This window comes from Megamonas rupellensis DSM 19944, assembly GCF_000378365.1.
Taxonomy (GTDB): Bacteria; Bacillota; Negativicutes; order Selenomonadales; family Selenomonadaceae; genus Megamonas; species Megamonas funiformis.
Map to the genome: position 1 here is coordinate 1 of NZ_KB899612.1, position 12,082 is coordinate 12,082.

Sequence of the window (12,082 nt, forward strand, 5' to 3'; positions counted from 1 at the left end):
ATAAAGCGAGAGAAATTGGCTCAATAGTGCAAAAGATAGATAGATACTATCCAAGTTCGCAAATTTGCCATGTTTGTGGTACAAAAAATCCTGAAACTAAAAATTTGGCAGTTCGTGAGTGGATTTGCGCAAAGTGCAAAACCAGCCACGATAGAGATAGAAATGCTGCTATAAATATATGGAAGGTTGGGGCATCAACCTTCTTTGGAGAGATATAGTAAGACCTGCTATTTTAGTAGGCAAGTATCGTTTGTATCCAAGAATCCCCTGCCTTTAGGCATGGGGAGTATGTCAAAGATAAGTTCATATCCAAAACTCCTTTATGTAAAATTTATTTTCTAAGAAATATGAATGATAAATAAAAAAGGCTCTTAGAAAAAATACTTGTATATTATATAAAATATTTTTTTTGGTTTACAATATTTTTAGCTAATGAATAAAAAATACATTAAAGTACAAAATAAAAAGACAAGCCAAATGACTTGTCTTTTTAGAAGAGATTTTTTATTTTAAATTATCAATAGCAGATTGTTCAATAGCAAGACCGTTGCGATATCTAGTCATGAATGTTTCAAAACCTTCGATACCTTCTTTTGTTGGAGCAATAGTTTCGGCAACGCTATTTTTGAATACTTTAGTGCTTAAATATTCATCAAGAGATAAGTTTTCTTTATTATTCATATAATCAGCTAAGAGTGCAATACCCCATGCACCGCCTTCGCCTGCTGTTTCCATAACTGTTACAGGAGCGCCGATAGCATTAGCCATGATTGTTTGACCTACACCTTTAGTTTTAAATAAGCCACCATGACCTAAAATTTGTTCGATAGTAACATTTTCTTCTTTTGTTAAAATATCTAAACCAGTTTTCATAGCGCCAAGAGCTGTAGAAAGATGTACGCGAATGAAGTTTGCTAAATTGAATTTGCTGTCGGATTTACGAACAAATAATGGACGACCTTCAGTAAAGCCTGTGATATGTTCACCAGAATGATAGCAATAAGCAAGTAAGCCACCGCAGTCAGCATCGCCTTCTAAAGCTTTATTATATAATGTGGAGAATAATTCGTTAGCATCTACTTTTATGCCAAAGCTAGTGAGGCATTCATGGAAGAGGCTAATCCAGCTATTTAAATCTGTTGTGCAGTTATTGGAATGAGCCATAGCTACTAAATCACCAGCAGGAGTAGTAACCATATCAAGTTCTTCATAAACTTTGGATAAATCACGTTCAAGAACAATCATAGCGAATACAGAAGTACCAGCAGATACATTACCTGTACGTTTTGTAACTGTATTTGTAGCTACCATACCAGTACCAGCATCACCTTCTGGTGGGCACATAGGAGTACCAGCTTGGAGTGTTCCTGTTGGGTCGAGAAGTTTTGCACCTTCAGCAGTTAAATAACCTGCATTTTCACCAGCAACTAAAACTTTTGGTAGAATTTCACGGATAGACCATGGATAATTTTTATCAGCGATATGTGCATCGAAATCAGCAAGCATTTTTTCATTGTAATCTTTAGTGTTGATATCGATTGGGAACATACCAGAAGCATCACCGATACCGAGTACTTTTTCACCAGATAATTTCCAATGAACAAAACCAGCTAATGTAGTGAAGAATTTGATTTTATTTACATGTTCTTCATTGTTTAAAATTGCCTGATAAAGGTGAGCAATGCTAAATCTTTGAGGAACATTGTAATTGAATAATTTAATTAATTCATGAGAAGCTTGACCTGTGATATTGTTTCTCCAAGTGCGGAATGGTACAAGTAAAGTATCTTTTTCGTCAAAAGCAAGATAGCCATGCATCATTGCACTGAAACCAAGACCAGCTAATTTAGTGATAGTAACGCCGTATTTTGCTTTTACTTCTTCAACTAAATTTTTGTAGCAACCTTGAAGACCAGCCCAGATTTCTTCTTCGCTATAAGTCCAAATACCATCGATAAGACTGTTTTCCCAGTCATAAGCACCAACAGCAATTGGTTCATGGTCAGTATTAATTAATACTGCTTTAATACGAGTGGAACCGAATTCAATACCAAGAGTAGTTAAACCCTGTTCAATATTAGATTTAATCATTTCATTTGTTTGCATATTATAGAACCTCCGCACATATATTAATATTTATTAAGATTTTTACAAAGTTGTATGATAAATATTTGATTTATCTATATTATATAGTATATTATAAATTATTTCAATTTTTTTAATAATTTATAACGACTTTCATAACAAAATCTATTATATATCAATATTCTAAGAAATAAAAGGGATTTTGTTAAATTTTAATAAATAAATTTTTTACTCAAAGAAGATTTTCACTATATGTACATGTTTATTTTATCCTATAAGTTGTATGATAATATATTGTTTTAATAGTTTTATAAGAAAATTAGTATTATAAATTATTGTGATAAAATATTTGTAAAAAATAATAATTATTTGTTAGTTTTTGTGATGAAGTCACTGAACTATGATTGAAAATCATTTATAATAAAACCATCAAGTGAGATAACTTATAGAATTATTCAGTTTGGAGGCAAAAATAATGTTAGTACATGCAGATGCAAATGCTTTTAATAAATTATTAGAAAATAAAGGGACTTTTGTAGTAGATTTCTTCGCTACATGGTGTGGCCCTTGTAAAATGTTGGGTGCTGTACTTGAAAAAGTAGCTCCAGAATATGATTTTGATATTTTAAAAATAGATATTGATGAAAATGTAAAACTTGCTGAAGAATATGAAGTAATGGTAGTACCTACTTTATTATTCGTAAAAGATGGCGAAATTATTCATCGTGAATCTGGCTTCTTCTCTAAAGATAAATTTAAATCTTTAATAGATGCTTATTTAAAATAAAAACCTCAAAATACCAAAACCCCTTTTTATAATCCTGTACAAGATAAAAGCTGTAGTTTTTAAACTACAGCTTTTGTTTTTTTATTTATGTCTTAGTTTTTGTAATTCAAGTCCTTCTTTTCCTGTTATTTCTTCAATGCTTAATTCTAAAATGCAAGTGCGTCTAATGTAGGTTTTTATTTCTTCTAGTCCTTCTGTAAAATAATCAGCAGAAAATTTACGAATAAATTCTTCTAGGATTATTTGTTTATCATTTTCAGCTGTGATTTCTTTAATAGTGCCAAAAACTATGACACTAGAATAAGCGGTAGTGAATTTTTCCGGAATGACAGTATCTTGATTTATAACACAAAAAGAAGCTTTATTATTTTGATGGACAATATCTAATTTGCGACCTACATTGGCACAGTGAAAATAGATTTTGTCATTGAGATATACATAGTTTAAAGGAACGGTATAAGGAAAAGATTTTTCATCGCAAAGTGCTAAAATACCATGAGTTTTTTGTTTTAGAATAGCTATGTTTTCTGATGAAGGTAAAGCTTGTTTAAATCTACGCATAACAAATCTCCTTTAAGATAATAAATTAATATACATTAGTGCCATCAAAATGAGGTACAAATTTAGTTGTAGCTGTTTTGCCTTGTTGGATATAGCAATTTTTAAAGCCTAAATCAAGTGCATAATCTACAACTTTATCATATTCAAAAGTCGTCAATTTGCGTTTTAATTTAGGGTGAGTAAGCGCTTTATACATAGGTGTATATTGATTCATAAGGCTAAGATAAACATCATCATGATATTTTTCCCAGATATATTTTACGATTTCCATACTTTCTTTATAATACCATGGCAAGATTAAATGGCGAATGATGATGCCTTTTTGCATGATATTATCTTTAAATTGTGGTTTACCTACAAGTTCAAACATTTTATCAATGGCTTCTTTGACTACTTGAGGATAATCAGGAGCATGGGAAAATTCTTTGGCTGTATCTGGTGAGTAGTATTTAAAATCGGGTAAAAATACATCAATATAGTCTTTGAGCATTTCTAAGACTTCAACTCGTTCATAGCCACTTGTATTATAGACTACAGGAATAGATAGACCTTGTTTTTTGGCTAATTTTAGAGCTTCAATTATTTGTAAAACGTAGTGAGTTGGTGTTACTAATTCTAAACAGTGGGCATTACGAGCTTGTTGTTCTAAAAAAATTTGAGCTAAACGCTCAATAGTTACAGGAAATCCTTTACCTTCGGTACTGATTTCGTGATTTTGGCAGAAGATACATCTCATATTACAATGAGAGAAAAAAACCGTGCCTGCTCCATTTGTTCCGGATAGGCACGGTTCTTCCCATTGATGTAAGGATACGAGAGCAATTTCCACTTTATCACTAGCATGACAGACACCATAATTTTTAATGCGGTCAACATGACATAAACGAGGGCAAAGTGTACAATTTTGCATATCCATAAAAAACACCTTTTACTTAATGATTTGCTAATTTAAAAATAGCATAGACGTCTTGATAATTTAATGGTGAAAAATTGCCAATGGTTTTTGTATTATTATCTGTACACATTGAAGTGAGATAAGTTAATTCTTCATCAGTTAATGTTTTTCCCACTAATTGGCTGATATTTATAGGTAAGTTTAAACTAGTGAAGAAGTCTTCAAAATGTTTGATAGTTTCAAGGGCAATAGTTTCATCAGTTTTATTTAATGTATCAATATTAAATAAAATTTTTCCTAGATGACAAAAACGCTGAACATCTTTTTGATAGATATATCTAGCCCATGATGACCAGATAGCAGTCAATGAGGCTCCATGCGTAGCGTTATATTTAGCACTTAATTCATGACCAAATTTATGTACACTAAAATCTTTAGTGCGACCAAGACCTGTTATATCATTGTGGGACAAAGAACCAGCATACATAATTTCACTATGAGCAATATAATTTGTAGGCTCATTTATCATGATTGGAGCTTGCGCGATGACATCTTTTAATAGACCTTCAGCGATATAATCTGTGAGATAATTATTTTGTTCTTTGGCAAAATAACGTTCTAATGTATGCATTAAAATATCGGCAATACCACAGGCTTTTTGATAATTTGGGGCACTGTAAGTTAATTGAGGGTTCATAATAGCAAAACATGGACGATTAAATGGCGTACTAAGACCACGTTTTTGACCTGTTTGTTCGTTAGTTAAAACAGCAGAATCACTTGTTTCACTACCGGCAGCAGCTAAAGTAATAATGCTACCCATAGGAGTAGTATTAGTCAAGGTTATTTTTTTTGTCCAGATATCCCAAATATCATTTTGTGGATATTTCAGACCATGTGCGATGGCTTTAGCTGTATCGATGACAGAACCGCCACCGATAGCTAAGACAAAATCAATATTGGCTTGATATGCTTTTTTTACAGCGTCATTTACAAAGCAAACAACAGGATTTGGTTGAACGCCACCTAAGGTCATATAAGATAAATTATCATTGGATAATTGTTGACAAATTTTATCAAGCAGTCCAGAACGTTTTACTGAGCCACCGCCATATACTATTAATACATTATGACCATTGTATTTTTTGATTAATGAAGCAGTGGATAATTCACTATCTTTGCCAAAAATAATTTCTGTAGGACAGTAAAATTTAAATTTTTCCATAATAAAACCTCAACAAAATTAATTTTGAAGAATATCAGAAACAACTATATCAGATAATGAAGAAACGATTTTATCAGCACGAGATAAATCTTGTGGGCCAGAATTTGGATTATCATATGCGATACAATAAGCTCCAGCATCTTTAGCCGCCATAATACCAGCAGTAGCATCTTCAATTACTACGCAATCAGCTGGCGCAAAGCCTAAAGCTTTAGCTGTTAACTGATAAATTGCAGGGTTTGGCTTGCTAGCAGGAAGTTCTGCACCACTTAAAATATATTCAAAACAATCCATTAAGCCGAATTTTGTTAAAACAGCATTGATAACTTTTCTATCAGCAGAAGAAGCCAAAGCTACAGGAATACCTTCGCTGTGTAATTGATAAAGTAAATCTAAAACGCCATCAATCGGATAGATGGAATTACTTTCTTGAATATATTCTAAATAAATGCGATGTTTATAATCGACCATTTCTTGAATAGAAACGGGAGTTGTAGCAAATTTGGCAAAATCTGTAAAAAATGCTTTGGCAGAACGACCAACATAGGCTACACAATCTTCCATACTACAAGGGATACCAAAATGTGTTAAAGTGCGTATTTTCATATCAGCATGAATGGATTCACTATCGATTATGACTCCGTCCATATCAAAAATAACTGCTTTCAATTAGGTGCTCCTCCATTTTATATATTAATATTGTAAGTAATTTTACACTTACAATAACTTAGCATATCATTCAAAATCTAAAACTGCAAGGATATTTAAGTATATTTATGATTATTCATGGTTAAATTTATCAATTATGAAATTTTGAAAACGATGGGCAGCAAGGGAAAGAGGTTTATTAGCATACCATGCAAGACCGATATCACGAGTGCATTTTGGATTATCTACAGAAATGAATTTTATATCGAGATGTTCCATTCCAGGAATTTTAGGCACGAGTGAAACACCTAAATTAGCTGCTACTAAACTAGCTACAGTAACAATTTCATCACCTTCAAAACGTATTTTAGGGCGAATAGAAGCTACTTCAAAGATATGCTCAGTTTTAGTGCGTAAACCATACATTGGTTTTAAAGTAATAAATGGTTCGCTAGCAACTTCTGTGATATTTATAGAACTGCGATGAGCAAGTGGGTGAGTTGAAGGAACGATGATAAATAATTCTTCTGTCAATAATGGAACCCAAGCGATATCTTCAGAATTTATCGGAGAACTGCAAAGGCATAAATCGGACTCTCCTTTGAATAATTGTTTTGATAATAAGAAAGAATGATTTTGACTAAGGCGAAATTGTATTTTAGGATAGATTTTACGAAACTCTTTTAATAATTCTGGCACAAGATATACACCTAAAGAGTGCATAAAAGATAAATTTACAACTCCGCTATCTGGTTCAGCCATATTAGTTATATCTTGGCGGGCAGTTTCTAATTCTTGTAAGATACGTTCAGCATAAGTTAAAAATGTTTGACCATATTGAGTTAAATTTACTTTACGGCTATCTCTGATGAAAAGAGGTATATTTAAATCTTTTTCTAAGCGACTGATTGAACGACTAAGTGCTGGCTGAGACACATTCAGAGATTTTGCTGCTTTAGTAAAGTTTTTTATATGGGCTAGAGCAACAAAATATTCTAGTTGATTTAATTCCATAAAAAAGCCTCCAAATCCAAACTAATGGTAGTATTTCTAATGTGAATACTTTATATTTGATTATATTATAAGCTAGATTTGATATTTTGTATAATTATATGAAGCAAATATTGACAATAAATTTAAAATATTTTATCATAAAAGAAAATTAATGCTGATATAGCTCAGTTGGTAGAGCAATGTATTCGTAATACATGGGTCGCAGGTTCAAATCCTGTTATCAGCTCCATTTTGACAGATAATATAATTAAAACTATAATAAAAAGCTACTTTATAATAATTATTATGATGAGTAGCTTTTTTTATTTAAATACTTGCAGTTGAATTTTTTCTGTGGTATTATGTGGTTCGTAACAAACAATAGTGAACAGTATCAATATATATTAATAATTTGAACTGTATCTTAGTTGTTTAATTTTAAATAAAATAATTTAATAAGGTAAAATTTAAAAAGAAAAAAGACGCTTGGATCACTATGACCGAGACGAACTTGCAGAATTTTAAATATAAAATATAGTTGATGGATTTTTTGTTATGAAATCAAATCAATTATATTTAATCAATAGGGAAAGTGCATTTCGTGTCGAGATGTACTTTTTTTGTGCTTTTATGTAAGTTCATTATAGTCTCTTTTTGTTTGTTATAAGAACATTAAAGGAGAAGAAAAAAATGATTTTATGTCAAGATGTGGCTAAATTACGTGAATTAGTCGCTAATTTTAAGCAGGAAAACAAATCTATTGGTTTGGTACCAACTATGGGAGCATTGCATGAAGGACATGCTTCACTTATTAATGCTTCAGCAAAAGAAAATGATATTACAATCGTCAGTGTGTTTGTAAATCCTACTCAGTTTGGACCAAATGAAGATTATGAAGCTTATCCTCGTACTTTGGAAAATGACTGCATAGTGGCACAAAATGCAGGAGCAGATGTAGTATTTGCACCAAAAAATAAAGATTTATATCCTAATGAAGATATGACATGGGTAGAAGTTACAGGTGATATCACAAAAGTTTTATGTGGTAGAACAAGACCTATTCATTTCCGTGGAGTTACTACAGTAGTTAGTAAATTATTCAATTTATCTCGAGCAGATAGAGCATATTTTGGCTTAAAAGATGCTCAGCAAACAGAAGTTTTACGCCGTATGGTGGATGATTTATTTTTCAATGTAGAACTTCGCATTATGCCTATCGTTCGTGAAGCTGATGGACTTGCTAAAAGTTCAAGAAATACTTATTTATCTCCAGAAGAAAGAAAATCTGCGTTGATTTTATCTAAGAGTTTAAAATTAGCAAAAGAAGCATTTACTAATGGTCAAAGAGATGTAGAAGCTATATTAAATTTAGTAAAAGATACTATACAGTCTGAAAAAACAAGTCAAATTGATTATGTAGAAATGTATAAATTGCCAGGATTAAAACCAGTAGGAAATAAAATTGAAGGCAGAGTATTATTAGCTTTAGCTGTAAAATTTGGTACAACTCGTTTAATAGATAATGTCATTTTGGAGGATAAATAATAATGTTATATAATATGTTTCATGGAAAAATTCATCGTGCTACAGTAACTCAAGCAAATTTAGAATATATGGGAAGCATCACTATTGATGAAGAATTATTAGAGCTTGCAGGTATTTTACCAGGAGAAAGAGTACAAGTAGTAAATAATAATAATGGTGCTAGATTAGAAACTTATACAATTGCAGGTAAACGTGGTAGCGGTGTGATTTGTTTAAATGGAGCAGCAGCACGTAAAGCACAAGTTGGTGATACAGTTATTATTATTGCTTATGCTATGATGACAAAAGAAGAAGCTCAAAATTTAGTACCTGATGTAGTCATGGTTGATGAACATAATCGACCAGTAAGAGTACGCGGTACAGAGCTTGAAGGCGAAATTGGTTAATATATAATATTATTTTAAATAGAAAATAGAATTTTATAAAATAAGTAAAAATAGGTTGAGCATGGATTTATGAAAATAAAGTCTAAAGTGCTTAACCTATTTTTTTTTAGTTTATTGCTATATAATAAAATTTAGCAATTTATGATGGAGATGATTTTGGTGAAATTAATAACTTTAGCAGGGCCACCATCTGTGGGCAAGACTTCTGTAATTTTGCGATTAATAGAAGTATTACATAAAGAAAAGCAAAAAGCAGGCGTTATTAAATTTGATTGCTTGACGACTTTTGATAAAGAACCATATGAAAAAGCGAATATACCGATACAGATTGGTTTATCAGGAAAATTTTGTCCAGACCATTTTTTTATCAGCAATATTGAAGAAGCTGTAGCTTGGGGAAAAAGTCAAAATTTAGATTATTTGATTACCGAAAGTGCAGGTCTTTGCAATCGCTGTTCGCCATATATTCAAGATGTATTGGCCATTGGTGTAATAGATTGCTTATCAGGGATTAATACACCGAGAAAAATTGGGCCAATGGTGAAATTTGCAGATGTAATAGTCATCACTAAAGGAGATATTATTTCTCAAGCTGAACGCGAAGTATTTATGTATAATGTCTATCAAGCAAATCCTAAGGCACAAGTTATTTTTATCAATGGCATAACTGGTCAAGGTGCATTTATGTTGAAAAAATATATAAATAAAATTGAAGATATAGATACATTAGAAGGAAAAAAATTGCGTTTTACTTCGCCAGCTGCTGTATGTTCATATTGTACAGATGAAATGCGTATTGGTGAAAAATATCAATTGGGCATGACTAAGAAAATGGAATTTAATTGATTAGGTGGAAATTATGGATTTTAAAGAATTTGTAGAAACTCATACAATTGGAGAAATAAAAAAAGCGTATCCTCAAATCAAAGATTATTTGGATAATACAGGTCTATGGAATTTGCCGGATAATTTGACTTTTGCTAAGGCTTTTGAAGATATAGATGAAGAAGATTTATGGCAAGTAGGTATTCGTGATGGCAATATTGCTGATGAACTAAAAAAATATCTTTCAGCTATGCAGAATTTAGAAAATAAAGATGAGGTAAAAGTACATAAATTAACCATCAATGGTGGCAAAAATAAATTAGGCGAAGCTGAAAATATCCAAGTAGAGATTTTTGCAGGGCAAGTAATAAGTATTGTAGGGCCAACAGGTTCTGGGAAAAGTAGATTACTTGCAGATATTGAATGTTTAGCACAAGAAGATACACCGACAAAACGACAGATTTTAATTGATGATGAAATTTTAGATGATGAAGCTAGATTTAATTTAGAAGGAAAATTAGTAGCTCAATTATCACAAAATATGAATTTTATCATGGATATTACTGTAGAAGATTTTTTAACTATGCATGCTAAAGTTCGTTTAGGCAAAGAAATAGAAAATGAAAAGGCTATAATCGCTAAATGTTTTTCTATGGCAAATGAATTAGCTGGCGAAAAATTTACTTTAGATACAAAGGTAACTCAATTATCCGGTGGTCAATCGAGAGCTTTGATGATAGCAGATGTGGCATGTATAAGTAGTTCACCGATTGTATTGATTGATGAAATTGAAAATGCAGGGATAGATAGACAAAAAGCTATAAAATGCTTAGCAAAAAGTGAAAAAATCGTCATTATGTCTACACATGACCCATTATTGGCTTTAAATGCCGATAAACGCATCGTGATAAAAAATGGTGGAATTAGTAAAATTATAGAAACTACAGCAAAAGAAAAAGCTTGTATTGAAAAAATTCGCCAATTAGATGAAACTTTATTAAATATTAGAAGCAGATTGCGTTTAGGTGATTTAATAGAAAATATAAATTAATAATTGAAATATATAATAAGTATAATGAAAATAAAAGAGGTTAGTATTTTGAGATTTTTTATAAGTTCGATTGTTATTTGTTTAGGGATTATTTTTAGTAATATATTAAATGTAGAGGCTAGAATACCTTATACATATTTAAATATAGGAGGACTTACTCCTGATCAACAGATAGATTCTTGTTTTTATGTATATGGTAGACCAACAGCAAATTTGGCAGTGCGAAATTGTAATGGTTTTAATATAAATGAAGTAACTTATAATAGTGAATTGATGGTTTATTATATAAATGGCGGATATAATGAAAATGGCAGAATTAGAGCGATAATCTGCAATGAAGATAATATCACTACTAATTTGGGGATAAGAGTGGGCATGAACAAAAATGATGTATTATATGCTTATGGTGATCCTGATAGAAATTATAGAGAAACACAAGGGACTACTTGGTGTTATTTAGCCGACAGTGAAGATCATCCGAATATGCCACTATATTTTTTCTTTGATAATAGAGATGTTATCAAAACTATTGTTGTTGGTGATATAGGATATTATTATTGATGATTTTGGTGAGATTGATTAGTTAATTTAGCTAATCAATCTTATTTTTTGAGGTGAATTTATTGTTTACAAAGGAAAATATTATAATTGCTTTTTGGGAAATATATCGAGAAAAAAGTATTAATAAAATTACAATAAAAGAATTAATGGATAAAGCAGGATATCATAGAAGTGTATTTTATACATATTTTAAAGATATATACGATTTATTAGAGCAAGAACAAGAAGATTTTTTTGTACAAATTGATAAATTCTTACCAAATGCGAGCGTAAAGCCCCTAAATTTATTTATGGGGATATAAGCTCGCTAAAAAACAATGATTCGATATCATTGTTTTTTATTGTATTATATTTTTAATAGTTATATAATACTTTTATGAAATATAAATCAAATAATAATATAGTATATTCTTGTAAATATCATGTAGTATTTTGTCCTAAATATCGTAGAAAAGTGTTGAACAATGGTGTTGATGAACGATTAAAGGAGTTGATTAATAATATTTGTCAGGAGCTTCAC

Annotated in this window: 15 protein-coding genes and 1 tRNA gene; 10 read left to right on the forward strand and 6 right to left on the reverse strand. The window is 31.0% G+C overall.

From position 1 onward, the window contains the following. Positions 1-218: zinc ribbon domain-containing protein (locus F553_RS11985; protein WP_019000113.1), on the forward strand; the 218-nt coding region annotated here is incomplete at its 5' end. A 286-nt stretch (positions 219-504) separates the two neighbouring features. Here the strand turns inward: F553_RS11985 and F553_RS0110860 are convergent. Further along, positions 505-2,106: a xylulokinase gene (locus tag F553_RS0110860; RefSeq protein WP_019000114.1), complete on the reverse strand. Its 1,602-nt coding sequence runs from the start codon at positions 2,104-2,106 to the stop codon at positions 505-507. 454 nt (positions 2,107-2,560) lie between these two features. Between F553_RS0110860 and trxA the strand changes: the two genes are divergently transcribed. Next, positions 2,561-2,872, forward strand: coding sequence for a thioredoxin (gene trxA, locus F553_RS0110865; RefSeq protein WP_008539906.1), 312 nt, complete (start codon positions 2,561-2,563; stop codon positions 2,870-2,872). 81 nt (positions 2,873-2,953) lie between these two features. Here the strand turns inward: trxA and F553_RS0110870 are convergent, their stop codons facing one another. From F553_RS0110870 to F553_RS0110890, 5 genes are all read right to left on the reverse strand, one after another. After that, a complete protein-coding gene (locus tag F553_RS0110870) occupies positions 2,954-3,433 on the reverse strand; it encodes a pyridoxamine 5'-phosphate oxidase family protein (protein ID WP_019000115.1) in 480 nt (159 codons plus the stop codon). A gap of 25 nt (positions 3,434-3,458) precedes the next feature. Next, a complete protein-coding gene (locus F553_RS0110875) occupies positions 3,459-4,349 on the reverse strand; it encodes a radical SAM protein (protein WP_019000116.1) in 891 nt (296 codons plus the stop codon). 16 nt (positions 4,350-4,365) lie between these two features. After that, on the reverse strand, positions 4,366-5,553 hold the full coding sequence (locus F553_RS0110880) for an iron-containing alcohol dehydrogenase (protein ID WP_019000117.1): 1,188 nt from the start codon (positions 5,551-5,553) through the stop codon (positions 4,366-4,368). A gap of 18 nt (positions 5,554-5,571) precedes the next feature. Next, entirely contained in the window at positions 5,572-6,222 is a 651-nt protein-coding gene (locus F553_RS0110885) for an HAD family hydrolase (RefSeq protein WP_019000118.1), read from the reverse strand. Positions 6,223-6,333: 111 nt separating this feature from the next. After that, positions 6,334-7,215: a LysR family transcriptional regulator gene (locus F553_RS0110890; RefSeq protein ID WP_019000119.1), complete on the reverse strand. Its 882-nt coding sequence runs from the start codon at positions 7,213-7,215 to the stop codon at positions 6,334-6,336. A gap of 153 nt (positions 7,216-7,368) precedes the next feature. On the opposite strand from F553_RS0110890, the gene F553_RS0110895 reads away from it, so the two are divergent. The 8 genes from F553_RS0110895 to F553_RS12430 all read left to right on the forward strand — a co-directional run. Beyond that, positions 7,369-7,444: transfer RNA gene (locus F553_RS0110895), tRNA-Thr, on the forward strand. A gap of 440 nt (positions 7,445-7,884) precedes the next feature. After that, a complete protein-coding gene (gene panC, locus F553_RS0110900) occupies positions 7,885-8,739 on the forward strand; it encodes a pantoate--beta-alanine ligase (RefSeq protein ID WP_019000120.1) in 855 nt (284 codons plus the stop codon). A gap of 2 nt (positions 8,740-8,741) precedes the next feature. Then, the gene (panD, locus tag F553_RS0110905; RefSeq protein WP_008539924.1) at positions 8,742-9,125 is read left to right on the forward strand and encodes an aspartate 1-decarboxylase; all 384 of its coding nucleotides are present in this window, start codon (positions 8,742-8,744) and stop codon (positions 9,123-9,125) included. 150 nt (positions 9,126-9,275) lie between these two features. Further along, positions 9,276-9,971 carry a GTP-binding protein gene (locus F553_RS0110910; protein WP_206083071.1) on the forward strand — a complete coding sequence of 232 codons (696 nt, stop codon included), beginning with the start codon at positions 9,276-9,278 and terminating at the stop codon, positions 9,969-9,971. A gap of 13 nt (positions 9,972-9,984) precedes the next feature. Beyond that, positions 9,985-11,001, forward strand: coding sequence for an ATP-binding cassette domain-containing protein (locus tag F553_RS0110915; RefSeq protein WP_019000121.1), 1,017 nt, complete (start codon positions 9,985-9,987; stop codon positions 10,999-11,001). A gap of 48 nt (positions 11,002-11,049) precedes the next feature. Beyond that, the gene (locus F553_RS0110920; protein ID WP_019000122.1) at positions 11,050-11,562 is read left to right on the forward strand and encodes a hypothetical protein; all 513 of its coding nucleotides are present in this window, start codon (positions 11,050-11,052) and stop codon (positions 11,560-11,562) included. 53 nt (positions 11,563-11,615) lie between these two features. After that, positions 11,616-11,864 (forward strand): TetR/AcrR family transcriptional regulator, encoded by a 249-nt coding sequence (locus tag F553_RS0110925; protein WP_425269991.1) that lies wholly within the window; start codon positions 11,616-11,618, stop codon positions 11,862-11,864. A gap of 74 nt (positions 11,865-11,938) precedes the next feature. Further along, positions 11,939-12,082: transposase (locus F553_RS12430; protein WP_208854020.1), on the forward strand; the 144-nt coding region annotated here is incomplete at its 3' end.